Origin of the sequence: Streptomyces sp. NPDC050211, from assembly GCF_040656035.1 — a bacterium.
Classification (GTDB): domain Bacteria; phylum Actinomycetota; class Actinomycetes; order Streptomycetales; family Streptomycetaceae; genus Streptomyces.
Window position 1 is genome coordinate 71,953 of the sequence record NZ_JBFALC010000034.1, and the last position, 25,522, is coordinate 97,474.

The following is a 25,522-nucleotide window of genomic DNA, read 5'->3' on the forward strand; positions in this document are numbered from 1 at the left end:
ACGAGGTCTGTCATGCAAATCCAGCACGGGGAGCCCATCTGATGCCCGCCCTCAGTGATGTCACCCGCGGTCGCATCGTCTACGGCGGTGACTACAACCCCGAGCAGTGGCCGGAGGAGGTGTGGCTTGATGACGTGCGGCTGATGAAAGAGGCCTGCGTCAACTCTGTCACCCTTGGGGTCTTCTCCTGGGCGAAGCTTGAACCCCGGCCGGGGGCGCGGGAGTTCGGGTGGCTGGATCGGCTGATGGATCTGATGCATGACCATGGCATCGGCGTGGTTCTTTCCACGCCCACCGCCTCGCCGCCGCCGTGGCTCGGTCGGCTTCACCCCGAGAGCCTGCCTCGCGACGAGGACGGCCGGGTGGAATGGTGGGGCGGGCGTCAGCATTTCTCGCATTCCAGTGAGGCGTATCGACGGTATGCCGCCGCCATTACCGAGGATCTCGCCGCTCGATACGGCGGCCACCCCGCCCTCACTCTGTGGCACATCAACAACGAGTACTGCACCTTCGACTGGGGTGACGAGGCCGCCGCCCGTTTCCGGCGGTGGCTTCAGGGCAAGTACGGCACTCTTGACGCCTTGAACACCGCCTGGGGCACCGCCTTCTGGAGCCAGGGATACGGTGAGTGGGCCGAGGTGCTTCCGCCGCGTCACGCCCACTACCTCAAGAACCCCACTCAGGTACTGGACTTCAAACGGTTCACCTCCGACATGCTCCTGGAGTGTTATGTCGCCGAGCGGGACATCGTTCGGCGGCACACCCCGCATATCCCGGTGACCAGCAACTTCATGCCGCTGTGGGTGGGGCAGGACGCCTGGCGCTGGGCGGACGAGGAGGACGTCGTCTCCGTCGACATCTATCCCGACCCGTGTGATCCGTACGGCGCACAGAGCGGTGCCCTCGTCCAGGACATGACCCGTTCGCAGGCCCGTGGCCCCTGGATGCTGATGGAGCAGGCGGCCGGGCCGGTCAACTGGCGGGGCGTCAACCACCCCAAGCCGCGCGGAATGAATCGCCTCTGGTCGCTCCAGGCGGTGGCCCGCGGTGCCGACGCCGTCTGCTACTTCCAGTGGCGGCAGTCCCGGCAGGGTGCGGAGAAGTTCCACTCCGGGATGGTCAGCCACGCGGGGGAGGAGGGCCGTACCTATCAGGAGGTCAAGCAGCTGGGGGCCGAGCTGCACAGGATCAGTGGCGAGGTGACGGGCGGTCGGATCACGTCCGACATCGCCATCCTCCACGACTGGCACTCCTGGTGGGCCGGCGCCCAGGACGGCCGCCTCTCCACCCACGTCGACCATCCCGACGTCCTCCGCGCCTGGCATCGCGCCCTCTGGGAGGCCCACCTCACCACCGACTTCGCCCACCCCGAGCACGACCTCACCGGGTACAAGGTCGTCGTCGCCCCGCAGCTCTACCTCCTCACGGACGCGGCGATCGAGAACCTCCTCGCGTACGTCCACGGCGGCGGCACCCTCGTCTGCGGCTTCCTTACCGGTATCGCCGACGAGGACGACCGGGTACGACCCGGCGGCATGGACGCCCGGCTGCGCGAGCTGTTCGGCATCCGCACCCTGCACGAGTGGTGGCCGCTGGACGCGGGGGAGACGGTCGAGTGCGACGGGTTCCGCGGGACGCTGTGGTCGGAGGAGATCGAGGCCGGAGGCGGGGCGACGACCGTCTCGTACAAGGGCGGCGAACTCGACGGCCTGCCCGCCGTGCTCCACAAGGATCGCGCCTGGTACGTCTCCACCCTTCCCGAGCCGGACGCCCTGCGCGACCTGCTCTCCCGGATCGCCGCCGACGCGGGCGCCCGGCCCGTGCTCGACGGACTGCCCGCGCGCGTGGAAGCCGTCCGCCGCGGTGACCTGCTGTTCGTCCTCAACCACGGACGCGAGCCGGTGACCGTCGACGTTCCCGGCACCCACCACGACCTGCTCACGGGGGAGCCGTGCACGGACCAACTCACCCTCGGCCGCTACGGAGTGGCGGTGCTGCGCCCATGACGACCCATGCCGGCCCCGTCCACGGCACCTGGGAGGCCGCCCCCGCCACCCGCTGGGAGGACGGCTACCTCAGCGGCAACGGCCACCACGGCGCCCTTGTGTTCGGTGATCCGAACGACGAGCGGGTCGTCGTCACCCATCACACCCTTGTCCGCCCCAACAGCGGCGAGCGCGGCCGCCCGCCCGAGCTGGCCTCTCAACTCCCCCAACTCCAGGACCGGTTGCTCGCCGGGGACGTGCGGGCGGCGGAGGACTTCACGGACGGGCGCGACCTCCAGTGGGTGCAGCCCTTCCATCCGGCCTTTCAGATACGGCTGCGGAGGGCGTCCGGCACGGGCACGTACTACCGTCGCTCGGTCGACTTCACCACCGGCGTCACCCGAGCCGAAGGCGACGGCTGGGACAGCCGCGTCTTCGTCTCCCGCGCCGATGACGTCATCGTCCAGCAGGTCACCGGCGCCGATCTCACCATCGACCTCGACCACCGCCTCCCCGGCGCCCCGCACGACCTCGCCGTCGGCCATGGCGCCGTCCTCACCTCCGACGGCGCCCTGCTCAACCTGCGCGCCCGCTACCCCGGCAGCGACCGCGCGTACACGGGCATCACGCTGGTTATCGTCACCGGCGGCCGTACGACGCTCACGCCCCTCGGTCTCCAGGTGACCGGCGCCGCCTCGGCCCTGCTGCTGACCCGCGTACTGCGCCACACCGGCGAGATCGACGTACCCACTGTCTCCCGGGCCCTACGAGACCTGGTCCCGCAAGCCACCTGCGGTTCGGCAGCGCCCCAAAGGGGCGCGGGGCTGTATCGAAAAGCGGCTCCGCCGCGGGGCGCGGCAAGCCACAACGAGCCCGCAGACGAGCACCAACCGACCGCCGCACATCCCGCGGAGCGCCCCCTGCCGGACGCCGACCCCTACACCCACCTCCTCGACCGCCACACCGCCCTCCACCGCACCGCCTACACGCGCGTGACGCTCGACCTGGGCGCCGACCCTGCCGAACGCGCCCTGCCCGGCTCGGAGTTGCTCAAGGATCCCGACAGCCCGGCCTTCCTGGAACGCCTCTTCGCCGCCGGCCGCTACCACCTGCTGTCCGCCGCCGGCCTGCTCCCGCCCCGTCTCACCGGCCTGTGGACCGGCGACTGGAACACGGCATGGTCGGGGGCGTTCACCAACGACGCCAACGTCAACCTCCAGACCGCGTCGGCCGCAGCCGCCGCGCTCCCCGAAGTCACCGACGCCCTGGCCACCCTGATCGGCCGTCAGCTTCCGGACTGGCGTGAGAACGCCCGCGCGATCTTCGGTGCCCGGGGCGCCGTCGCCCCGGCCCACAGCGACGGCGAGTCCGGGCTGACGTACCACTTCAGCCGCCCCTACCCGCTGCACCTGTGGACCGCCGGCGCCGACTGGCTGCTCAAGCCGCTCGTCGACCACGACGAGACCCGCGGTGAACGTGACCCGCGCACCGGCGACACGCTCGCCGAAGTAGCCCTGTTCTACGAGGACTTCCTCACCCGCACCGACGACGAGGGACACATCGTCGTCGTCCCCTCCTACTCACCCGAGAACCGGCCCGCGAACGCGAGCTGGGGCGCGATCAACGCGGCGATGGACCTCTCCGCGGCCCGGCACGCCCTGCGCACGGCCGCCGAGTACCACCCGGAGAAGGCGGAAGCGTGGCGTGCCCTCGCCGACCGGCTTCCGCCGCACCGGATCAATGACGACGGCGCGCTCGCGGAATGGGCCTGGCCCGGTCTCGACGACACCTACGACCACCGGCACCTCAGCCACCTCTACGGCGTCTGGCCGCTCGACGAGATCAACCCCTACGACACCCCGGACCTCGCCACCGCCGCACACCGCGCCCTCGAACTCCGCGGCGCCGAGAACGACTCCGCGCACGGCCACCTCCACCACGCCCTCGTCGCGGCCCGGCTGCGCGACGGCGACCGGGTGGCCCATGCCCTCGGCCAGGTCCTCAAGGGCGACTTCTTCCATGCCTCGCTGATGAGTTCGCACTACCCGAACCTCAACGTCTACAACGCGGACGCCGCGCACACCCTGCCCGCGGTCCTGATCGAGATGCTCGTGCAGTCGACCCCGGACCGGCTGGTGCTGCTGCCCGCGCTTCCGGCGGCGTATCCGAAGGGTGAACTCACCGGCATCCGCACGAGGTTCGGCGCGGAAGTCGACCTCCGCTGGAGCCCCAACCAAGCGACCGCAGTCGTACGTCCCACCCGCACCCACCGCGTCGAACTCCGGACTTCCTCCGGTGCACGGCCGCTCGACCTCGTCGCCGGAGAAGACCACGTCCTCACCCTGGAGACGTGGTGAATCACCGCTAGTCCCTTGCTAGTCCCGTGCTCATCCCCCCATCCATGGAAGGGACACCATGGCAACAACCCGCACGCTCGGCAGAATCACCAAGGCCCTGCTGGCCCCGGCCCTCGCGCTCGGCGCCACCGTCGGCCTCGCCTCCGCCCCCGCCCAGGCCGCCGTCTGGAACTCCTGCGACCAGTGGGGCAACACGAACCTCAACGGCTACACGCTGTACAACAACATCTGGGGCTCCGGCGCCGGCAGCCAGTGCATCTGGGCCAACTCCGGCACCAACTGGGGGGTTTGGGCCAACCACCCCAACACCGGCGGCATCAAGTCGTACCCCAACTCCAAGAAGGTGATCAACAAGACGATCGCCTCCATCGGCTCGCTCACCAGCAACTACAACGTCACGGTCCCGTCGTCCGGCGCGTACAACACGTCGTACGACATCTGGGACACGGACTACGACTACGAGATCATGCTCTGGGTCAACTACAACGGAGCCGTCGGCCCGCTGGGCACCTCGCAGGGCAGCGTCACCCTCGGCGGCCACACGTGGAACGTCTACAAGGGCAGCAACGGCGTCAACGAGGTGTTCTCGTTCCTGCGGACGTCCGACTCCAGCTCCGGCAGCGTGAACATCAAGCCGATCCTCAGCTGGATCTCCGGCACCAAGGGCTGGATGTCCAGCAACGAGACCATCGGCGACGTCCAGTTCGGCTACGAGATCACCTCGTCGTCCGGCGGGCTCGACTTCCGCACCAACAACCTGACGGTCAGCAGTAGTTGACCGGCGGCGGGCCGGGGCCGGTCCGTGCCGTCAGGCGCGGTCGACCTCGGCCCGCAGTGCGTTGTAGCCGGTGAAGGCGGCCTCGATGTCGGCGCGGGTCAGGCCGTAGCGGGACAGGTCGTAGGTGTGGCGGCGGGTGCCCTTGGGGCGGGCGGTGACGCCGGGGAGCCGGGCGGAGTCGGCTTCGGTCCAGCGGGCGCCGATGGCCGCGAAGAGTTTGGGGGCGCCGGCGGCCGGGTCGGTGCCGAGCCAGGAGTAGGGCACGTCGACCAGGGAGTCGCGGGGGATGGCGGCCCGGGCGGCGACACCGCGCGCGGCGGAGCGGCTCAGCAGTTCCAGCCAGGTCGCGCCGATGCCGTGCAGGTCGAGGGGGCGGTTGCTGACGGACATGCCGTGCTCGACCAGACTGCAGAAGGACGCCACGGCGGTGGCCGGGTCACGGTGCGTCCAGACGATCGTCGCGTCGGGGAAGGCCGTGCGCAGCGCGTCGAGGTTCTCCAGGTGCATGGGCGACTTCAGGATCCAGCGGCGGCGGAGGCGGCCGTACTGCAGGACCTGGAGGACCTGCCTGAGGTAGCGGTAGTCGGGGACGAAGTCGTGCGCGTAGTGCCAGGCCTGGTACGCGGGAATGCGGGCTTGGGTGAGCGGTGCCTGGGCGTGCGGCAGGACGAAGGTGCACTCCTCGGGGCCGTCGGCGACCATGGGGTGGATGTCACGGAAGCGCGGCGAGAAGAGGTTCGTGCCCGTGACCAGCCACCGGGCCGGTGCCGTCGCCTTGCGTCGTCGTTCCGCGGGTATCTCCAGGCCCGGCCTGAGCAGTTCCCACAGCAGGGGACATCGGTGCTCGGCCGAGAGGGACAGCACGCCGTGGGTGAGCGTGGTGGCGGTGCGCGGCAGGCCGACCACGAACACCGGCCTGTCGAGGGGCTCCCGCTCGATCCCGGGGTGCTCGGCGATCAGCTGCCGGATCGTGGCCCGGTTGAGGAGATGCCGGCGCACATGGGCCTGCGCGGCCGCCCAGCCGACCGGGGTGAGGTTCTCGGCCTCGGCCCACCACCCCAGCAACTTCCGGAAGCCGTCGACGAACTCCCGGTCGCCCTCCGCCTGTCCGGTCCCGGCGAGGAGCCGGTCGAAGACCCGGTCCGGCCGGTGACGGGAGCGGAACGCCGGCCGGAGCAGCAGATTGGCCAGGGTGAGCGGGAGGGGGGACGAGGACACGGGGCACCCTTCGGCAGACGGGACGGTGTGGAACGGAGGGGACCCTACCCAACCCAACTCACCTGCCACTCAGAGGAGTTGAGACGGCAACCCCGGTGAAACAGAGATGGCCGGAACCGTCAGGCTCCGGCCACCTCCCGCCCGGCTACTCCCCTATCGGTAGCCGCGCCCCGTCCCGCAGAAACAGCGGGATGCGGTCCAGTGGGGCGTCGACCGTCACGGTCGTACCGCCCTGGTACGTCGTCCCCGTCCACGCGTCCGTCCAGGTCGCGCCCGCGGGGAGATACGCGGTGCGGGCCGTGGCGCCCGCCGTGAGGACCGGGGCGACCAGCAGATCCCGGCCGAAGAGGTAGGAGTCGTCGACCGACCACGTCGCCTGATCCTCGGGGAACTCCAGGAACAGCGGGCGCATGACGGGCAGGCCCTCCTCGTGGGCCTCGCGCATGACCTCGAGGACGTAAGGCTTCAGGCGCTCGCGCAGCCGCAGGTACCGCTCCAGGATCGCGCCGGCCTGCTCGCCGTAGGACCAGACCTCGTTCGGGCCGCCGGTCATCGCAGGGCCCAGCGGCATGCCCGGGTCGCGGAAGCCGTGCAGACGCATCAGCGGGGACAGCGTGCCGAACTGGAACCAGCGGACCATGACTTCCTGGTACGCGGGGTCGGTCGGGTCGCCGCCGTGGAAGCCGCCGATGTCGGTGTTCCACCAGGGGATGCCGGACAGGGCCGTGTTGAGGCCCGCCGCGATCTGGCGGCGCAGGGTAGGGAAGTCGGTGCCGATGTCGCCGGACCACAGGGCGGCGCCGTAGCGCTGACTGCCCGCCCAGGCCGAGCGGTTGAGGGTGACGATCTCGGACTCGCCCTCCGCGACCAGCCCTTCGTGGAAGGCGCGGGAGTTCTCGGCCGGGTACATGTTCCCGACCTCCAGGCCCGGACCCGCCCAGTAGCGCAGGTTCTCCTGGAAGCCCGGCTTCAGCTCCGGCTCGCAGGCGTCCAGCCAGAAGGCGGTGATGCCGTACGGGTCCAGGTAGTTCGCCTTCACCTTCGACCACATGAAGTCCCGCGCCTCGGGGTTCGTGGCGTCGTAGAAGGCGACCTGGACAGTGGAGGCGACCTCCTTGTCCGGCCAGTCGGCGTGCGCCATGGGGCCGTACTGGGTGCCGATGAAGTAGCCGCGCTGCTCCATGACCGGGTGGTTCTCGCTCAGCGGGGACACCGACGGCCAGACCGACACGACGAGCTTGATGCCGAGTTCCTCCAGCTCCCGCACCATCGCCGCCGGGTCGGGCCACTCCTTCGGGTCGAACTTCCACTCGCCCAGATGGGTCCAGTGGAAGAAGTCGCAGACGATGGCGGAGATGGGCAGGCCCCTGCGCTTGTACTCCCGGGCCACGGCCATCAGTTCGTCCTGCGTGCGGTAGCGCAGCTTGCACTGCCAGAAGCCCGCCGCCCACTTAGGCAGCATCGGGGTGCGGCCGGTCACCGCGCTGTAGCGGCGCTGGGCGTCGGCCGGGGCGCCCGCGGTGATCCAGTAGTCGATCTGGCGGGCCGAGTCCGCGACCCAGCGGGTGCCGTTGCCCGCCAGCTCGACGCGGCCGATCGCCGGGTTGTTCCACAGCAGGGTGTAGCCGCGGCTGGAGGTGAGGACCGGGATGCCGACCTCGGCGTTGCGCTGGACCAGGTCCACGACCAGGCCCTTCTGGTCCAGACGCCCGTGCTGGTGCTGGCCGAGGCCGTACAGCTTCTCGTCGTCGTAGGCGGCGAAGCGCTGTTCCAGGCGGTGATGGCCGTTGCCGACGAACGTGTAGAGACGGGGGCCCGGCCACCAGAAGTGGGCGCGTTCCTCGGCGAGGATCTCGGTGAGGTCGTCCGTCCGCAGGAACCGGATCATCCCCTCGGCGTTGACCTCGACGGTCAGCGCGCCGACCGTCAGCCGGCCCTCTCCGTCCCCGACCTTGACCGTGGACTCGGTCGCCGGAGCCTCGCCCAGGAGAGCGCCGGGCAGCCCCTCCAGGACGGGACCGCCGAGCCGGGCGCGCACCCGCACCGCGTCCGGGCCCCACGGCTCGATGCGTACGGTCTCCTGGCGTCCGCTCCACTCCAGCGCGCCGCCCCGCTCACGGAACGTGCCGACGGTGGGGGAGGACTGGGCGAGGCTGACCGCGCCGGTCGGGGTCTGGCTTTCGGCAGGCTGGTTCACGAGGCGTACTCCTCAGGACATGGGGAGCCCCGGTGGGGGCCGACACGTGGAAGGGGTGGTGGTCAGGACGCGGCCGGAGCCGGACCCGTGCTCGCCCGGACCGTCAACTCGGGTGCGATCAGCAGGACTTCGTCGGTGCCGCGCCCCTCGAGCTTGGCGACCAGGTGCTCCACCGCGTGCCGGCCCATCTCCTGGGCGGGGATGGCGACCGAGGTGAGCCGCACCGAGGCCTGGGTGGCGACCTGGTCGGGGCAGATCGCGACCACCGACACGTCCTCGGGGATGGCACGGCCCTGCTGGCGCAGCAGACCGAGGAGCGGCTCGACCGCCGACTCGTTCTGTACGACGAACCCCGTGGTGCCGGGGCGCTCGTCGAGGATGCGGGCGAGGGTCACGGCCATCGCGTCGTATCCGCCGTCGCAGGGGCGGTGCAGCAGTCGTACGCCCAACTCCTGGGAGCGGCCGCGGAGTCCGTCGAGGGTGCGCTCGGCGAAGCCGGTGTGCCGTTCGTAGACCGCGGGGGCCTCGCCGATGACAGCGATGTCGCGGTGCCCCAGCATCGCCAGATGTTCCAGGCACAGGGCCCCCGTCGCCCTGAAGTCCAGGTCGACGCAGGTCAGTCCGGTGGTGTCGGCGGGCAGTCCGATCAGCACGGACGGCTGGTCGGTGCCACGCAGCAACGGCAGCCGCTCGTCGTCGAGTTCGACGTCCATCAGGATCATCCCGTCGGCGAGCCCGCTGCCGGTGACCCGGCGGACGGCGTCCGGGCCCTCCTCGCCGGTGAGCAGCAGGACGTCGTATCCGTGTGTACGGGCCGTGGTGGCCACCGCGATGGCGATCTCCATCATCACCGGCACGTACATGTCCGTGCGCAGCGGGACCATCAGCGCGATGATGTTCGACCTGCTGCTGGCCAGGGCGCGGGCCCCCGCGTTCGGGTGGTAGCCGAGATCGCGGATGCTCTGCTCGACCCGCTGCCGGGTGGTCGTGGAGATGGACCGCTTGCCACTGAGGACATAGCTCACCGTGCTCGCCGAGACTCCGGCGTGCTGGGCGACCTCGGCGAGGGTGACCATCCAGCTCTCCAAGTTGTGTGAAGCGCTTCGACAGTGCGCAGTGTGAATATGGGCGGGTGGGGGTGGTTCGACAGTAGCCCTACCGGGGGTAGGTGTCCATAGGTTGTCGAAGCGCTTCGACGCAGCCTTGGGGGACGGGGCCGCGGCTGGGGCGGTTCGTCCCGGAACGGCCTTCCCGAGGTGCGGCTTCCTGCCTACCATGACCGGCCGTGGGGGGCCATGGAACGGGGGCGGGGGAGCCGGTCCGGCGGATAGGGCCGTACCGGATCGTCGCACTGCTCGGCGAGGGCGGGATGGGCGCCGTCCATCTGGGCCGGGACCGGCGCGGGCGGCCGGCTGCCGTGAAGGTGCTGCGCGCCGAGCTGTCGCGGGACACGGAGATGGTGCGGAGGTTCCGGCGCGAGGCCGACGCGGCCTCGGCGGTACGCGGTCCGGGGGTGGCGCGGGTCCTGGGGTACGACCTCGACGGGCCCGTGCCGTGGATCGCCGCCGCCTATCTCGCGGGGCCCACGCTCCAGGAGGCGGTGGCGGCATGCGGGCCGTTCACCGAGGACGCGGCACGGGCGCTGGTGGCCGAACTCGCCCGGACCGTCGCCGTGATCCATGACGCCGGGCTCGTCCACCGCGACCTCAAGCCGTCCAACATCGTGCTGACCCGCTCCGGCGCGCGGATCATCGACTTCGGCATCGCCCGCCCCGAGTACGGCCTGACCCTCACCCAGCCCGGCGTTGCCCCCGCCACCCCCGGCTACGCGCCCCCGGAGCAGATCACCGGCCGCCGCGCCGGACCGCCCGCCGACGTCTTCGCCCTCGGCGCCGTGCTCGCCTTCGCGTGCACGGGGGAGGGCCCCTTCGGCGCGGGGCATCCGGCGGCGGTCGGGTACCGGGTGGTCCACGAGGAGCCGTCGCTGGACGGGGTGCCCGAGGCGCTGCTGCCGGTGGCACGGGCGTGTCTGCAGAAGGAGGCGACGCGGCGGCCTACGCCCGGTGTGGTGGCGGGGTGGGTGGCGAGGGACACGGATACGGAAGGGCCCCCGACCGGCCCCGCCTGGCTCACCGCCCCCCTCGCCACCGAGATCACCCGCCGAGCCGAAGAAGCCGACCGTCTCCTCCGCGAGGCCGCCCCTTCCCGCCGCCGTGTGCTGACCGCCGCAGCCGCCACCGTCCCTGTCGCCGCAATCGCGACCGGCACCTGGTGGCTCACCCGCGACCCGTCCACCCCCGCCGAAGGCCGCCGCACCGAGAACGGCGTCCCCGTAGCCGCCCCACTCACCGCCCCCACCGCGGACACCGTCCCCGCCCCTCTCTGGCGCACCGAAGGCCTGCACCCGGACGGCCCCGGCCCGGTCACCGTCGGCCGAGTCGTCGCCGCGGGCACCGCCGAAGGTGTCGCCGCCTGGACCCAGCACACCGGCCGACGGGCCTGGACGTGGGCGGGCCGGACGGCTCCCGACCGGCACGGCGACCTCCTCGTCAGCGGCACCGCGCTCCTCGTCGTCACCGCCGACGGCCGCCTCACCGCCCTCGACTCCCGTACCGGCGCCGCGCGTTGGCGGACCGGCGACATCGGCGCCGCACAGACACTCGCCGTCGACGACGACTCGGCGTACGTCCTCGACGGCGAACGGCGTGTGAAGGCAGTGGACTTGACGGCGCACCGGTCACGCTGGACATCGCCCCGCCCGCTCGGCGGCACCGGTACCGCGCGCGCCGCCGTGACCCGGCAGCGGCTCATGGTCAGCACCGACGACGGAACCGCCCAGGTCTTCGACACCCGTGACGGAACGCCGAGTTGGCGCTGGACCATCGGCAGGCCGGTCCTCTTCCGCGAGGACAGTTTCCAGGCTGTCTCCGCCGAGGACGGCACCACGCTGTGGACGGAGCCGATCGACCTGCGCGGCCTCGACTTCGGCCGGTTCCTCGGCTACGAGCGGAAGCACCGCCTGATGTACTACAGCGGCACCGGCTCCGAGGACGCCGTCCCGGGCGCCACCGGGCGGACGCAGCTCATCTCCTTCGACGTGCGCTACCGCACCGAGGCCTGGCGGCTGGCGGTGCCCGCGGAGACAGCGGGGGAGTTCCTGCCCGTGTTCGACGAGAAGGACGCGTTGCATGTGCTGTACGCGGCCGACGGCGCGCTCAACCTCGTCGAGGTCGACCGGCGCACGGGCAGGGCGGGCCGCCCCTTCCGGCACACCTGGCGGCCGGCCAACCGGAAGGTGGGCGTCAGCTCGGTCTCCCAGCAGGTCTACACGTTCGGCGAGGGCCGCATCGAGGCGGCGCCATTGCGCGAGAACAAGCCCCTGTGGCGACTCGACCTCAGCGCCGACCCCGTCTCCGGCGAACCCCCGGAGCTCAACAGGCCGAGCGTGGCGAAAGTCCCCGGCCTGGGCACCGTCCTCTACACCAGCGACACCACCCGCACGGTGTACGCCATCGACCCGGCCCGCGGACGCGAGCTGTGGCGCCGCACCCTGCTGCCCGATCCGCCCTCGTCCGGCATCCTGGACGGACCGATCGCGCCGGGCCTGTCCATGCCCACCTCGGCGCGCACGCTGCTGGCGTACGGGCGCGGCGCCGGAGTGGTGGCACTGGACCCGAGTACGGGCGCGGTGAAGTGGACCTTCCAGTCGAACCAGACGGCCAACTCGCTGTACCAGGCCTACATCGTGGACGACAGGGATCTGGCCCTGATCGCCAACGGCCCCTCCCTCTTCGCCTTCCCGGTCGGGTGACCGCGATGCCGCTTCACCCCCTCACCGACGACGACCCCGAACTCATCGGCGGCCACCGCCTGTTGGCGCGGCTCGGTTCCGGTGGCATGGGCACCGTCTACCTGGCCCGCATGCCGTCCGGCCGCGCGGTCGCCCTCAAGGCCGCGCACCCGGCACTCGCCGCCGACCTGGAGTTCGTGACGCGGTTCAGCCGGGAGACCGAGACGGTACGGGCGCTCGGCGCACTGCCCCACACCCCGCCCTTCGCGGGAGCGGGCACGGACGACGACGGACGGCCTTGGCTTGCGACCGCGTACGTCGTGGGTCCCTCACTCGCCGAGGCCGTCACCGCGCACGGCCCCTGGCCCGAGGCGTCCCTGCGCTCCCTGGGCGCCCGGCTCGCCACCGGACTGGCCGCGCTGCACCGGGCGGGCGTCGTCCACCGCGACCTCAAGCCGTCCAACATCCTGCTCATGCCCGCCGGCCCGCTCCTCGTCGACTTCGGCATCGCCCAGGCCATCGGCACCGACGACCGCACCGGGTCCGCGCCCGGCACCCCCGCCTACATGGCACCCGAACAGCTCATCCCCGACCGCGAAGTGGGCCCGCCCTGCGACGTGTTCGCCCTCGCCTGCGTGCTGACGTACACCGCCTGCGGCCTCCCGCCGTTCGGCGAGGGCGCCCCCGGCGAGGTGCTCTACCGCGTCACTCACCAGGAGCCCGAACTCACCGCCGTACCCGACGCGTTACGTCCGCTGCTCGCCGACTGCCTCGCCAAGGAACCCGAGCGACGGCCCACCGCGGGCCGCCGTCGCCCAACGCATCGGCGGCGAGGGCTGGTTCGGGGACCGGCTGCCCGGCGCCGTCCTCGCCGACATCGCCGCCCGCACCGCGCGCATCGGACACGCCCCGCCGCCCCGCACACGCCCGCCGCAGCCCCGCCCGACGCGCCGACGGCTGCTCACCGGCGCCGCCGCCGTGGCCCTCGCGGGAGGGGGCGGTGCGGCGGGGGCGACGCGGCCGGAAGAGGAGCGGCCCACCGGCGCCACGCCCGTGCGGTCCCCTTCCCCGTCCCCGAGTGAATCCGGCGGCGCTCCCACCGCTCGCTGGGAACACCGCCGCGACTTCGCCGTGAACCGGGGCGTCGGCGAGCGGGCCGCCCTCATCGGCGGCACCCTCCTCGTCCCGGCGAGCGACCACCGCACCCACGGCATCGACGCCCGCCGGGGCACCCTGCGCTGGACCGCCGAGCGGGTCGCCGGCGCCTGTCTCACCGCTTGCGGTACGGCGGCCGTCATCCGCAGCGTTGCCCGCCGCGGACGGCTGGCCGGGGTGGAGGCCGCCGACGGCCGCGTCTGGTACTCGGCCCCGCTCGGCGTCAGCTTCGACCTGTACCTCGACCCGGTCTTCGCGACCGACGGCCGGACCGTCTACGTCATCGCCCACGAGCCCCGCGCCACCTTCGGCGACGACCGCGCGAAGCTCGACCGCAGGCTCCTCGCCTACGACGTCACCGACCGCCGGCTGCGCTGGCGCCGCCGCCTGCCGCCCAGCCCCGCAGAGCGGGCCGTCGGAGCGGTCGCCGACGGAGTGCTGGTCTTCCTGGAGAACGACGCCGTCACCGGCTACCGAGCCGACACCGGAGCCCCGCTGTGGCGCCGCGCCCTGTCCACCACCGCCCTGAAGGCCGACTGGACCGACAAGCTGACCGACCGCACCGTCACCGCCGGGCACGGCATCGCCTTCGTCGCCGGACGCGGCTGCCTCAGCCTCGACCTGCGCACCGGCCGCACCCGCTGGAGCCTCGACCCCGAGGACACCGGGACCGAGCTGGCCGGGGACATCCTGTACGGCGGGGCGACGATCGACGGCAGGACGATCTACCTGACCCTCGTCGGCCAGGACCTGATGGCCGTCCGCAGCGACCGCCGCAAGCCCCTGTGGAGCTGGGAGCGCCCCGGCACCATCGGCTCCGGCGCGGCCCCGCCCCCGCTGCTCGCCGGCGGCTACGTCTTCCCCCAGAGCGCCGTCAATCTCACCTCCCCCGAGGAGGACGCGGTCGCCGTCGACCTGCGCACCCACCGCACGGCCTGGACACTCAAGTCCATCGACAACGCCGCCACCGAGCCCCAACTCCTCGCCGACGACCGGACCCTCTACGTCCTGCGCGGCGACCGCCTCAAGGCATACCCGCTGACCTGACGGCGACCTTCAACCGCGCGAGGGGTGGTGGGGTCGTCCCGTATCGGGTACTAACGATCCAGTAGCACCAGTCAGTAACGTGCGGCCCCAAGATCCCTATTCGCGGCGAGGTGAGCCTCATGTCCGCAGCACCCACGAAGCCCTCAGTCACTGAGCGCGAGGCACGCCAGGTGGCCGAGGCCGCCCGGGAACAGGACTGGCGCAAGCCCAGCTTCGCCAAGGAACTGTTCCTGGGCCGCTTCCGGCTCGATCTGGTCCACCCGCACCCCACCCCGCCGGCCGAGGACGTGCAGCGTGGCGAGGAGTTCCTGGCCAAGCTGCGCGACTTCTGCGAGACCAAGGTGGACGCGGCCCGGATCGAGCGCGAGGCCCAGATCCCCGACGAGGTCATCGACGGGCTCAAGGAGCTCGGCGCCCTCGGCATGAAGATCGACACCAAGTACGGCGGGCTCGGCCTCACCCAGGTGTACTACAACAAGGCGCTGGCCCTGGCGGGCTCGGCCTCCCCGGCGATCGGGGTGCTGCTCTCGGCGCATCAGTCGATCGGCGTACCGCAGCCGCTGAAGTTGTTCGGCACGCAGGAGCAGAAGGAGCGGTTCCTGCCGCGCTGCGCCCGCACGGACATCAGCGCGTTCCTCCTCACCGAGCCGGACGTCGGCTCCGACCCGGCACGGCTCGCGACCAGCGCGATCCCCGACGATGGGGGCACCTCCCGCTCGAGCGAATTCGAGAGTGGGGGAGAGTACGTCCTCGACGGCGTCAAGCTGTGGACCACCAACGGCGTCGTCGCCGACCTGCTCGTGGTGATGGCCCGGGTGCCGAAGAGCGAGGGCCACAAGGGCGGCATCACCGCCTTCGTCGTGGAGACCAACTCGCCCGGTGTCACCGTCGAGAACCGCAACGCCTTCATGGGCCTGCGCGGCATCGAGAACGGCGTCACCCGCTTCCACCAGGTCCGGGTCCCTGCCGCCCACCGCATCGGCCCCGAAGGCGCGGGCCTGAAGATCGCGCTCACGACGCTGAACACCGGCCGCCTCTCGCTGCCCGCGTCCTGCGTCGCGGCCGGCAAGTGGTGCCTGAAGATCGCCCGCGAGTGGTCGGCCGCGCGTGAGCAGTGGGGCAAGCCGATCGCTCACCACGAGGCGGTCGGGTCGAAGATCAGCTTCATCGCGGCGACGACCTTCGCCATGGAGGCGGTGCTCGACCTGTCGTCGCAGATGGCCGACGAGGACCGCAACGACATCCGTATCGAGGGCGCGCTGGCCAAGCTCTTCGCCTCCGAGCAGGCCTGGCTCGTCGCCGACGAACTGGTCCAGATCCGCGGCGGCCGCGGCTTCGAGACGGCCGCGTCTCTCGCCGCCCGCGGCGAACGCGCGGTCCCCGCCGAACAGGTCCTGCGCGACCTGCGCATCAACCGGATCTTCGAGGGCTCCACCGAGATCATGCACCTGCTGATCGCCCGAGAGGCGGTCGACGCCCACCTCTCGGTCGCCGGCGACCTGATCGACCCCGACAAGTCCCTCCAGGACAAGGCGAAGGCGGCCGGGAACGCCGGTGTCTTCTACGCGAAGTGGCTGCCGAAGCTGGTCGCGGGACCGGGCCAGAACCCGCGCGCGTACGCCGAGTTCAACCGCGGCGTCGACCTCTCGCCGCATCTGCGGTACATCGAGCGGACCTCGCGCAAGCTCGCCCGCTCCACCTTCTACGCCATGTCCCGCTGGCAGGGCCGGATGGAGACCAAGCAGGGCTTCCTGGGCCGGATCGTCGACATCGGCGCGGAGCTGTTCGCGATGAGCGCGGCCTGCGTCCGGGCCGAACTCCTGCGCAGCCAGGGCGATCACGGCCGCGAGGCCTACCAACTCGCCGACGTCTTCTGCCGCCAGGCCCGCATCCGCATCGACGAACTCTTCGGCCGCCTGTGGACCAACACCGACGACCTGGACCGCAAGGTCGTCAAGGGAGTTCTTGGCGGCGCCTACACCTGGCTCGAGGAAGGCATCGTCGACCCCTCGGGCGAGGGCCCATGGATCGCGGACGCAACCCCCGGGCCCTCACAGAAGGAGAACGTGCACCGACCGATCCGGTGAGACACCCAAGGGTGTCCCCTCGTGAAGGGGACACCCTGTCCGGCGGCTGGGGGCGTCTCGCCCCGGCGACCCTCGTGCAACGGGGCATGCGGCAGAGTGAACCCATGCGATCCGATACCCGGCCCGATTGGGTTCTTGACCGCCTCCGCGCGCTTGGAGAGCGTGTCCGCGCCGTGCGGGAAGCCCAGAGACTCAGCCAGGAGGATCTGGGCAGGGCGACAAAGCTTGGCCGCAACCGGATCGACCAAGTCGAACGCGGTGCCTACGACACGAGCCTCGACGACCTGCTGCTGATCGCATACGTCCTTGATGTGTCGCCCGCGGACCTGGTTGTCGACTGAGCGGCAGCTTGCCCGGGCCTACGGCATGGGAGTCGTTCACGCGACGGCCGACATCGCCGTGACGGGGACGCGCTGTCCTCACACACCGTCCTTACGGCCACAATGGAGGGATGAGCGACAGCCCAGCCCCCCTCGCCGATCCGCACCTCGTCTATGACCCGGTGACGGGCGACGGTCCGAAGGACGTGGTCATCCTCGGCTCCACCGGGTCGATCGGCACGCAGGCCATCGACCTCGTCCTGCGCAACCCGGACCGGTTCCGGGTCACCGGACTCTCCGCCGCCGGCGGACGGGTCGCCCTCCTCGCCGAGCAGGCGCACCGGCTGCGCGTCCGTACCGTCGCGGTCGCCCGCGAGGACGTCGTACCGGCGCTGCGCGAGGCCCTCACCGTCGAGTACGGCGCGGGGGAGCCGCTCCCCGAGATCCTCGCCGGACCGGACGCGGCCACCCAACTCGCCGCCGCCGACTGCCACACCGTGCTGAACGGCATCACCGGCTCGATCGGCCTCGCCCCGACCCTCGCCGCCCTGGAGGCGGGCCGCACCCTCGCGCTCGCCAACAAGGAGTCGCTCATCGTGGGCGGCCCGCTGGTCAAGGCGGTCGCCAAGCCCGGCCAGATCATCCCGGTCGACTCCGAGCACGCGGCCCTGTTCCAGGCGCTGGCGTCCGGTTCGCGGGCCGACGTACGCAAACTGGTCGTCACGGCGTCCGGCGGCCCCTTCCGCGGCCGTACGAAGGCCGACCTGGACCGCGTGACCGTCGAGGACGCCCTCGCCCACCCCACCTGGGCGATGGGCCCGGTGATCACGATCAACTCCGCGACCCTGGTCAACAAGGGGCTGGAAGTCATCGAGGCACACCTCCTCTACGACATTCCCTTCGACCGCATTGAGGTGGTCGTGCATCCCCAGTCGTATGTCCACTCGATGGTTGAGTTCACCGACGGATCCACGATCGCCCAGGCGACGCCCCCCGACATGCGCGGGCCCATCGCCATCGGCCTCGGCTGGCCGGAACGCGTCCCCGACGCCGCGCCCACGTTCGACTGGAGCAAGGCGTCCACCTGGGAGTTCTTCCCGCTCGACACCGACGCGTTTCCGTCGGTCGGACTCGCCCGGCATGTGGGGCAGCTCGCGGGCACGGCCCCGGCGGTGTTCAATGCCGCCAACGAGGAGTGCGTGGAGGCCTTCCGGGCCGGCGCACTGCCGTTCAACGGGATCATGGAGACTGTGACGCGCGTGGTCGAGGAGCACGGCACACCGCGTACGGGAACTTCACTCACCGTCGCGGACGTCCTCGAGGCGGAGGCCTGGGCGCGGACCCGGGCGAGCGAACTGGCGGCACTGACGGCGGAGGCCCGTGCATGACGACCTTGATGTTCATCCTCGGCATAGTGGTCTTCGCGTTCGGACTCCTGGTCTCGATCGCGTGGCACGAGCTGGGGCACCTGTCCACGGCCAAGCTCTTCGGCATCCGCGTGCCGCAGTACATGGTCGGCTTCGGCCCGACGATCTTCTCGCGCAAGAAGGGCGAGACCGAGTACGGCATCAAGGCCATCCCGTTCGGCGGCTACATCCGCATGATCGGCATGTTCCCGCCCGGCCCCGACGGCCGCCTCGAAGCCCGCTCCACCTCACCGTGGCGCGGCATGATCGAGGACGCCCGCTCGGCGGCCTTCGAGGAACTGCGGCCCGGCGACGAGACCCGCCTCTTCTACACGCGCAAGCCGTGGAAGCGGGTCATCGTGATGTTCGCGGGCCCCTTCATGAACCTGATCCTGGCGGTGGCGCTCTTCCTCACCGTCCTGATGGGCTTCGGCATCTCCCAGCAGACCACCACCGTCAGCTCGGTCTCCCAGTGCGTCATCGCACAGACCGAGAACCGCGACACCTGCGAGAAGTCCGACCCCGCCTCCCCGGCCGCGGCCGCTGGTCTGAAGGCGGGCGACAAGATCGTCTCCTTCGGCGGAGTGCGCACCGACGAATGGAACCAGCTCTCCGACCTCATCCGCGCCAACCCCGGCAAGGACGTCCCGATCGTCGTGGACCGCGACGGCGAGGAAGTCACCCTGCACGCGAAGATCGTCGCCAACCAGGTCGCCAAGAAGGACTCCAGCGGCCAGATCGTCCAGGGCGAGTTCGTCTCGGCGGGCTTCCTCGGCTTCAGCGCCGCCACCGGCATCGTCAAACAGGACTTCGGTGACTCCCTGACCTGGATGGGAGAGCGGGTGGGCGACGCCGTCGACTCCCTCGCCGCCATCCCCAGCAAGGTCCCCGCCCTGTGGGACGCCGCCTTCGGTGACGGCGAGCGCGAGGCGGACTCCCCGATGGGCGTGGTGGGCGCGGCCCGCGTCGGCGGCGAGATCTTCACCCTGGACATCCCGCCGACGCAACAACTCGCCATGGCGTTGATGCTGGTCGCGGGCTTCAACCTCTCCCTGTTCCTCTTCAACATGCTCCCGCTGCTGCCGCTGGACGGCGGCCATATCGCGGGCGCCCTGTGGGAGTCCCTGCGCCGCAACCTGGCGAAGGTGCTGCGCCGCCCCGACCCCGGCCCGTTCGATGTGGCGAAGCTGATGCCGGTGGCCTATGTGGTGGCCGGGATCTTCATCTGCTTCACCCTGCTCGTGCTGGTGGCGGACGTGGTTAACCCGGTGAGAATCTCCTAGTCATACGGAGTTCGCGGCGGCCCAGCACGATCTGCGCTGGGCCGTTCTCCATCGAGTGGGTTTACGAGCGCGATGTGCCCGGGCCCAGGCCGGTGCCGTAATCTCGAAGCCTGGAGCCCGCCCTCGACGGGACCCGGACTTGATCCACGACTTGGGGTTGCACTGCAGATGACTGCGATTTCTCTCGGTATGCCGTCCGTTCCGACCAAGCTCGCCGAGCGCCGGAAGAGCCGGCAGATCCAGGTCGGATCCGTGGCGGTCGGCGGAGACGCTCCCGTGTCGGTCCAGTCGATGACCACGACCCGTACGTCGGACATCGGCGCCACGCTCCAGCAGATCGCCGAACTCACGGCGTCCGGCTGCCAGATCGTCCGCGTCGCCTGCCCCACGCAGGACGACGCCGACGCCCTCGCGACCATCGCCCGCAAGTCGCAGATCCCGGTGATCGCGGACATCCACTTCCAGCCGAAGTACGTCTTCGCCGCCATCGAGGCGGGCTGCGCCGCGGTCCGCGTCAACCCCGGCAACATCAAGCAGTTCGACGACAAGGTCAAGGAGATCGCGCGCGCCGCCAAGGACCACGGCACGCCGATCCGCATCGGCGTGAACGCGGGCTCGCTGGACCGCCGCCTGCTCCAGAAGTACGGCAAGGCGACCCCCGAAGCGCTCGCGGAGTCCGCCCTCTGGGAGGCGTCCCTCTTCGAGGAGCACGACTTCCGGGACATCAAGATCTCGGTCAAGCACAACGACCCGGTGATCATGGTCGAGGCGTACCGCCAGCTCGCCGCCCAGTGCGACTACCCCCTCCACCTCGGTGTGACGGAGGCGGGCCCGGCCTTCCAGGGCACGATCAAGTCGGCGGTGGCCTTCGGCGCCCTCCTCTCCCAGGGCATCGGCGACACGATCCGCGTCTCGCTGTCCGCGCCTCCGGTGGAGGAGGTCAAGGTCGGCAACCAGATCCTGGAGTCCCTGAACCTCAGGCAGCGCGGCCTCGAAATCGTCTCCTGCCCGTCCTGCGGCCGCGCCCAGGTCGACGTCTACAAGCTCGCCGAGGAAGTCACCGCGGGCCTCACCGGCATGGAGGTCCCCCTCCGCGTAGCAGTGATGGGCTGCGTGGTGAACGGCCCCGGCGAGGCCCGCGAAGCCGACCTCGGCGTCGCCTCCGGCAACGGCAAGGGCCAGATCTTCGTCAAGGGCGAGGTCATCAAGACCGTCCCGGAATCCAAGATCGTAGAAACCCTCATCGAAGAGGCCATGAAGCTGGCCGAACAGATGGAGGCAGACGGAACCGAGTCGGGCGAGCCGTCGGTATCGGTGGCGGGCTGACGGGGCGGGCGGCCCCTCGCCTATGACACCGGGCTCTACCGCGACCGCGCCCTGTTGGTGAGCGGCTACTGATCGCCGCGCAGATAGCGGGTGACCATGTCCACCAGTTCGTTCTCGAGCGTCTCGACCGGGATGGTCCGAGGGTCGGCCATGAGCTTGTGCGTGTTCGTCTCCACTGTGAACACGATGAGCTCGGCCGCGGTGTCGAGGTCCCGCACGCGGACATCCGGGTGCCGGGCCAGGAGATCACGCACCTGACCGACGCGCTTCTTACCGTGCCGGTTGATCGTATCGAGCACGTCCTGCGAGAGCGGCGCCTCCTCAAGCATGATCCGCAACAGCTGCGGATCGTCGCGGTGGTTGTTGATCGCGTCGCGGACCAGTGCCCGCACCGTTGCCTCCAGGCTCCCGGCGGACAGATCGAGCTGCTCGGCCTCGGTCCACGTGCCTCGGTCGAGGTGCCGCACCATCAGCTCGGCAAGGATGGCGTCCTTGTTCGGGAAGTACTGGTACAGCGAGCCGATGGAGATGCGGGCGCGTTCGGCGATGCGGTTGGTGGTGCCGGCGGCGTAGCCGAACTCGGTGAAAACGTGAGCAGCGGCGGTGAGGATGCGCTCGCGGGTGAGTTCGGCGCGCACCTGGCGGGGCTTGCGACGTGGCTGAAGGCGGCGGTCGGCCGACGGCATCCGGAGGCCTCCTCAAGGCATGAAAAGCGAGTAGCCAGAGAGCTGAGCTATTGCTCACAATAGTGCCATGAGCTGGGAAAACAAGGCGCAGCAAGCAAACCGGTTGAGCAGCATGCGCCGTGTGACGACGGTGGACGAGGTCGAGACGACCGTCGGCCGTCCGGCGTCGGTGGTCATGCTCAAGCAGATCAGCGCCCTCGACGAGGGCTGCCGGACCGTCCTCGCCCGGTGTCCGATCGCGGCCTTCGGCTACCGGGACGCCGACGGCACCAGCAGGACGACCTTCATCGGCGGCACTCCGGGGTTCGCACGCGTCCACTCGCCCACGCGGATCTCGTTCTCCCTGGCCGAGTCCGGCGACCCGCACGGTCCGGTCTCGCTTTTCTTCCTCCTGCCGGGTGTCGGCGAGATCCTGCGCGTCAACGGCTCGGTGGCCGCACGCAAGGGCGCGGAGACGACCGTCGACGTCGAGGAGGCGTACGTGCACTGCGCACAGGCCGTCCTCCGGTCCCGGCTGTGGCAGCCGCCCGCCCCTGCCGAGCCGGCCACCGAACCCGCGGGTGACGGGCCCCTGCGTGGACCCGGCGTCGCCGAATTCCTGGCCGCGGCACCGTTTCTCGCACTGTCCACGTGGGACTCCTCCGGTGGCAGCGACACGAGCCCGCGCGGAGACCGGCATGCGGTGGCGCGGATCCTGGACGGCCGCACGCTCGTCATCCCGGACCGCAAGGGCAACAAACGCGCCGACACGCTCCACAACCTGCTGCAGGACGACAGGCTCTCGTTCGCCGCGCTCGTTCCGGGGCGAAGCGGTGCGCTGCACGTCCGCGGCCGCGGCGCGATCACCGACGATCCCGCGCTGCTGGAGACGATGGCGCTGCGCGGGATGCCCCCGCACCTGGCGCTGCTCATCGACGTCGAGCACGCCGAGGTGACCGGCAACGACGCCGTGGCGCGCTCGCGGCTGTGGACCCCCGGCGCGCACCTCGACCGCGGCGCGATGCCGGACCTGATGGCGCTGGCAGGAGAACATCTCACCGCCAACGCGGCCGACGCCGACGGTGGTCCACCCGCGTTCCTGCTCAAGGTCGTCGGGGCGATCCCGGGAGTGAACTGGTTGCTGCGGCTGGTGGGGAACCGTGTCTACCGCTCCGGGCTGCGGAAAGAGGGCTACGAGGACGTCGAGCCCGGCACGGGCGGCCGGCGCCGTGGCTTCCCGCGCCGGCGGCCCGCCGACGACGGTGGGACGGAGCACCTCCTGCGGGAGGTGCGCATCGTCGAGGTGCGCGGGGAGACACCGAGCGCGGTCACCCTCGTGCTGGAGGACGCCGCCGAGAACCCGGGACCGTTCGACTTCCGGCCCGGCCAGTTCTTCACGCTCGTCGCCGACATCGACGGCCGCCCGGTGCGACGGGCCTACTCGGCCTCGTCGGCGCCCGGGTCGTCCCGGCTGGAGGTCACCGTCAAGCACGTCGAGGGCGGCCGGTTCTCCACCCACGTGCACCGGAATCTGCGCGCCGGGGACCGCCTCGCGGTGCGTGGCCCGTCGGGGTCCTTCCACGTCGGGCCGCAGCCTCCGGACGAGATCGTGCTCGTCGCGGCGGGCAGCGGCGTGACGCCGATGATGAGCATGATCCGCACGCGGCTCGCCGTCCGGCCGGGCCGGGACAGGATCGCGCTGCTCTACAGCAGCCGCAGCGCGGAGGAGATCATCTTCGCCGAGGAGCTGACCCGGCTGGCCAGGGACAATCCCGACAGGCTCTCGGTCACCCACGTCCTGACCCGCACAGACGGGCGGCTCGACGCGGACGGCGTGCGTCGTTGGGTCACCGGCCGGTCGCCCTCCCGGGACGCCCACTACTACGTCTGTGGTCCCGAACCGCTGATGGACACCGTCCAGGGCGTTCTGGCCGGGCTCGGGGTCCCGGACGAGATGGTGCACCACGAGCGCTACACGAGCAGTGCGGACCCCGGGACCGCGACGACGGTGCCGCAGGAGATGACCGTCGAGCAGGACGGGCACCCCATCGGCGCGGTGGTGGTCGAGCCCGGCCAGACGCTCCTCGACGCGGGACTCGCCGCGGGGCTGCCGATGCCGTACTCCTGCACGGTCGGAAACTGCGGCGACTGCATGGTGCGGCTCCGCAGCGGAGAGGTCACACAGAACGAGCCGAACTGCCTCACGCCACGGCAGAAAGCCGACGGCTATGTCCTGGCGTGCGTGGGCTGCCCCCTGTCCAAGGTCACCCTCGACATCCCGGACGAGTGATCGTCGGCCGATTTTCGGCCCGGGCGCCCACCTCCACGGGGGCGGCGCCGCTCAGCTTCCGCAGGTACAGTGCGGAGATCAGCAGACCTTAGGGTGAGGGCCCCGCACGTGTTGACCCAGACCACCTCCCGGGTTCTCGAACCGAGCGACCTGGACGCCGCGCTCGCCGTTCTCGACCGCGAGCCGGTCGCGAACGCCTTCGTGGCATCCCGGGTGCAGATCGCGGGCCTGGACCCGTGGCGGCTCGGCGGCGAGATGTGGGGCTGGTACGAGGACGGCATGCTGACGTCCCTCTGCTACGCGGGCGCCAACCTCGTCCCGATCTGCGCGACACCGAGGGCCGTACGGGCCTTCGCGGACCGGGCGCGCAGGGCCGGCCGCCGCTGCTCCTCCATCGTCGGCCCCGCCGAGGCCACCGCCCAGCTGTGGCGCCTGCTCGAACCGAGCTGGGGCCCGGCCCGCGAGGTCCGCTCCCACCAGCCCCTCATGGTCACCGACCACCTCTCCGCCGACATCCCCCCGGATCCGTACGTCCGCCGCATCCGCAAGGACGAGATGGAGACGATCATGCCGGCGTGCGTGGCGATGTTCACCGAGGAGGTCGGCATCTCACCCATGGCCGGCGACGGCGGCCTCCTCTACCAGGCCCGGGTCGCCGAACTCGTCGGCTCCGGCCGCTCCTTCGCCCGCCTCGGCCCCGACGGCAAGGTCGTCTTCAAGGCGGAGATCGGCGCCGCGACGGACCGCGCCTGCCAGATCCAGGGCGTATGGGTGGCCCCCGAGTACCGGGGGAGGGGCATCGCGGCCCCGGGCATGGCGGCGGTACTGCGCTACGCCCTGGCGGACGTGGCCCCGGTCGTCAGCCTCTACGTCAACGACTTCAACACGGCGGCGAGAAGGACGTACAGGCGCGTCGGCTTCCGGGAAGTCGGGGCGTTCATGAGCGTGCTCTTCTGAAACCGACGGCCCGAACCCCCCTGTAGTCTCCCCGACATGCTGCGTTTTCCCGGTCACGGCCACCGCCACCCCGAAGACATCGTGATCGGCCCCCTTGATCTCCCCGCCAGGATCGACGAGGCACTCGCAGTCCAAGCAGTCGCGTTCGGACTCGGTTCCGACGAGGTCGCCGTACGCCGCCAGATCGTCCTGCGGCACATGACCTACCCAGGGGCAAGGGCGTTCGGCGCCACCGCGGCGAATCGTCTCGTCGGGTTCGTCTACGGCATGCCCAACGACCGCTCCCACTGGTGGTCCACGGTCGTGGAGCCGTACCTCCGCGCCCAGGGCCACGCCGACTGGCTCGACGACTCCTTCGTGATCACCGAGCTGCATGTCCACCCGCGCTACCAGAACCGCGGCATCGGGCGCTCCCTGATCACCACGATCACGGACACCGCCGACGAACCCCGCTCGATCCTCTCCGCGATCGACACCGACAGCCCGGCCCGCGGCCTCTACCACTCCCTCGGCTACCAGGACCTGGCCCGCCAGGTCCTCTTCCCCAGCGCCCCGAAGCCGTACGCCGTGATGGGCGCCCAGCTCCCCCTCCGCCGCCGCTAACCGATTTCCACCGCCCCGCACCGCCCGGCTAACCTCCTGCCATCACCCTTACGCAGCA

At 71.0% G+C, this 25,522-nt stretch carries 18 protein-coding genes; 14 read left to right on the top strand and 4 right to left on the bottom strand.

Going from position 1 to position 25,522, the window contains the following annotated elements; translation table 11 throughout:
* Positions 1-41: 41 nt before the first annotated feature.
* From AB0I98_RS29250 to AB0I98_RS29260, 3 genes are read left to right on the top strand one after another with little or no spacing between them, the layout of a single operon-like run.
* Positions 42-2,006, top strand: a complete 1,965-nt coding sequence (locus tag AB0I98_RS29250; protein ID WP_362947162.1) for a beta-galactosidase — start codon at positions 42-44, stop codon at positions 2,004-2,006.
* On the top strand, positions 2,003-4,342 hold the full coding sequence (locus AB0I98_RS29255) for a glycoside hydrolase N-terminal domain-containing protein (RefSeq protein WP_362947164.1): 2,340 nt from the start codon (positions 2,003-2,005) through the stop codon (positions 4,340-4,342). Before AB0I98_RS29250 ends, AB0I98_RS29255 begins: the two co-directional genes overlap by 4 nt.
* A 58-nt stretch (positions 4,343-4,400) precedes the next feature.
* Positions 4,401-5,120 carry a hypothetical protein gene (locus AB0I98_RS29260; protein ID WP_362947167.1) on the top strand — a complete coding sequence of 240 codons (720 nt, stop codon included), beginning with the start codon at positions 4,401-4,403 and terminating at the stop codon, positions 5,118-5,120.
* Between the two features lie 30 nt (positions 5,121-5,150).
* On the opposite strand, the gene AB0I98_RS29265 is transcribed toward AB0I98_RS29260, so the two are convergent.
* The 3 genes from AB0I98_RS29265 to AB0I98_RS29275 all read right to left on the bottom strand — a co-directional run bounded on the left by AB0I98_RS29265 (position 5,151) and on the right by AB0I98_RS29275 (position 9,611).
* On the bottom strand, positions 5,151-6,338 hold the full coding sequence (locus tag AB0I98_RS29265; RefSeq protein WP_362947170.1) for a sulfotransferase: 1,188 nt from the start codon (positions 6,336-6,338) through the stop codon (positions 5,151-5,153).
* A gap of 145 nt (positions 6,339-6,483) precedes the next feature.
* The gene (locus AB0I98_RS29270) at positions 6,484-8,535 is read right to left on the bottom strand and encodes a TIM-barrel domain-containing protein (RefSeq protein WP_362947172.1); all 2,052 of its coding nucleotides are present in this window, start codon (positions 8,533-8,535) and stop codon (positions 6,484-6,486) included.
* Positions 8,536-8,597: 62 nt separating this feature from the next.
* Positions 8,598-9,611, bottom strand: a complete 1,014-nt coding sequence (locus tag AB0I98_RS29275) for a LacI family DNA-binding transcriptional regulator (RefSeq protein WP_362947175.1) — start codon at positions 9,609-9,611, stop codon at positions 8,598-8,600.
* Positions 9,612-9,820: 209 nt separating this feature from the next.
* Between AB0I98_RS29275 and AB0I98_RS29280 the strand changes: the two genes are divergently transcribed.
* The 8 genes from AB0I98_RS29280 (at position 9,821) to ispG (ending at position 20,949) form a co-directional block, all read left to right on the top strand.
* Entirely contained in the window at positions 9,821-12,346 is a 2,526-nt protein-coding gene (locus AB0I98_RS29280; protein WP_362947177.1) for a PQQ-binding-like beta-propeller repeat protein, read from the top strand.
* 5 nt (positions 12,347-12,351) lie between these two features.
* Positions 12,352-13,407, top strand: a complete 1,056-nt coding sequence (locus AB0I98_RS29285; RefSeq protein WP_362947180.1) for a serine/threonine-protein kinase — start codon at positions 12,352-12,354, stop codon at positions 13,405-13,407.
* 49 nt (positions 13,408-13,456) lie between these two features.
* Positions 13,457-14,527 carry a PQQ-binding-like beta-propeller repeat protein gene (locus AB0I98_RS29290; RefSeq protein ID WP_362947183.1) on the top strand — a complete coding sequence of 357 codons (1,071 nt, stop codon included), beginning with the start codon at positions 13,457-13,459 and terminating at the stop codon, positions 14,525-14,527.
* 119 nt (positions 14,528-14,646) lie between these two features.
* A complete protein-coding gene (locus AB0I98_RS29295) occupies positions 14,647-16,614 on the top strand; it encodes an acyl-CoA dehydrogenase family protein (RefSeq protein WP_362947185.1) in 1,968 nt (655 codons plus the stop codon).
* Between the two features lie 104 nt (positions 16,615-16,718).
* Complete coding sequence (locus AB0I98_RS29300) at positions 16,719-16,955, top strand: helix-turn-helix transcriptional regulator (protein WP_362947187.1); 237 nt, start codon at positions 16,719-16,721, stop codon at positions 16,953-16,955.
* Between the two features lie 110 nt (positions 16,956-17,065).
* Entirely contained in the window at positions 17,066-18,322 is a 1,257-nt protein-coding gene (dxr, locus tag AB0I98_RS29305; RefSeq protein ID WP_362947190.1) for a 1-deoxy-D-xylulose-5-phosphate reductoisomerase, read from the top strand.
* 8 nt (positions 18,323-18,330) lie between these two features.
* Positions 18,331-19,623 carry a site-2 protease family protein gene (locus tag AB0I98_RS29310; protein ID WP_362947231.1) on the top strand — a complete coding sequence of 431 codons (1,293 nt, stop codon included), beginning with the start codon at positions 18,331-18,333 and terminating at the stop codon, positions 19,621-19,623.
* Between the two features lie 168 nt (positions 19,624-19,791).
* Positions 19,792-20,949 carry a flavodoxin-dependent (E)-4-hydroxy-3-methylbut-2-enyl-diphosphate synthase gene (gene ispG, locus AB0I98_RS29315; protein WP_328355757.1) on the top strand — a complete coding sequence of 386 codons (1,158 nt, stop codon included), beginning with the start codon at positions 19,792-19,794 and terminating at the stop codon, positions 20,947-20,949.
* Between the two features lie 65 nt (positions 20,950-21,014).
* Here ispG and AB0I98_RS29320 read toward each other — a convergent pair whose 3' ends face one another.
* The gene (locus AB0I98_RS29320) at positions 21,015-21,635 is read right to left on the bottom strand and encodes a TetR/AcrR family transcriptional regulator (RefSeq protein WP_362947192.1); all 621 of its coding nucleotides are present in this window, start codon (positions 21,633-21,635) and stop codon (positions 21,015-21,017) included.
* Positions 21,636-21,747: 112 nt separating this feature from the next.
* Between AB0I98_RS29320 and AB0I98_RS29325 the strand changes: the two genes are divergently transcribed.
* The 3 genes from AB0I98_RS29325 (at position 21,748) to AB0I98_RS29335 (ending at position 25,464) form a co-directional block, all read left to right on the top strand.
* On the top strand, positions 21,748-23,904 hold the full coding sequence (locus tag AB0I98_RS29325; RefSeq protein WP_362947234.1) for a 2Fe-2S iron-sulfur cluster-binding protein: 2,157 nt from the start codon (positions 21,748-21,750) through the stop codon (positions 23,902-23,904).
* Between the two features lie 108 nt (positions 23,905-24,012).
* Positions 24,013-24,861, top strand: coding sequence for a GNAT family N-acetyltransferase (locus AB0I98_RS29330; RefSeq protein ID WP_362947195.1), 849 nt, complete (start codon positions 24,013-24,015; stop codon positions 24,859-24,861).
* 36 nt (positions 24,862-24,897) lie between these two features.
* Positions 24,898-25,464 (top strand): GNAT family N-acetyltransferase, encoded by a 567-nt coding sequence (locus AB0I98_RS29335; protein WP_362947197.1) that lies wholly within the window; start codon positions 24,898-24,900, stop codon positions 25,462-25,464.
* Positions 25,465-25,522 lie beyond the last annotated feature (58 nt).

Excerpts from the sequence above, each read along its gene's own strand:
- AB0I98_RS29250 (WP_362947162.1), top strand. The coding sequence starts at position 42 with ATGCCCGCCCTCAGTGATGTCACCCGCGGTCGCATCGTCTACGGCGGT.
- AB0I98_RS29255 (WP_362947164.1), top strand. The coding sequence starts at position 2,003 with ATGACGACCCATGCCGGCCCCGTCCACGGCACCTGGGAGGCCGCCCCC.
- AB0I98_RS29260 (WP_362947167.1), top strand. The coding sequence starts at position 4,401 with ATGGCAACAACCCGCACGCTCGGCAGAATCACCAAGGCCCTGCTGGCC.
- AB0I98_RS29275 (WP_362947175.1), bottom strand. The coding sequence starts at position 9,611 with ATGGTCACCCTCGCCGAGGTCGCCCAGCACGCCGGAGTCTCGGCGAGC.
- AB0I98_RS29285 (WP_362947180.1), top strand. The coding sequence starts at position 12,352 with ATGCCGCTTCACCCCCTCACCGACGACGACCCCGAACTCATCGGCGGC.
- AB0I98_RS29295 (WP_362947185.1), top strand. The coding sequence starts at position 14,647 with ATGTCCGCAGCACCCACGAAGCCCTCAGTCACTGAGCGCGAGGCACGC.
- AB0I98_RS29300 (WP_362947187.1), top strand. The coding sequence starts at position 16,719 with ATGCGATCCGATACCCGGCCCGATTGGGTTCTTGACCGCCTCCGCGCG.
- dxr (WP_362947190.1), top strand. The coding sequence starts at position 17,066 with ATGAGCGACAGCCCAGCCCCCCTCGCCGATCCGCACCTCGTCTATGAC.
- AB0I98_RS29310 (WP_362947231.1), top strand. The coding sequence starts at position 18,331 with ATGTTCATCCTCGGCATAGTGGTCTTCGCGTTCGGACTCCTGGTCTCG.
- ispG (WP_328355757.1), top strand. The coding sequence starts at position 19,792 with ATGACTGCGATTTCTCTCGGTATGCCGTCCGTTCCGACCAAGCTCGCC.
- AB0I98_RS29320 (WP_362947192.1), bottom strand. The coding sequence starts at position 21,635 with ATGCCGTCGGCCGACCGCCGCCTTCAGCCACGTCGCAAGCCCCGCCAG.
- AB0I98_RS29325 (WP_362947234.1), top strand. The coding sequence starts at position 21,748 with ATGCGCCGTGTGACGACGGTGGACGAGGTCGAGACGACCGTCGGCCGT.
- AB0I98_RS29335 (WP_362947197.1), top strand. The coding sequence starts at position 24,898 with ATGCTGCGTTTTCCCGGTCACGGCCACCGCCACCCCGAAGACATCGTG.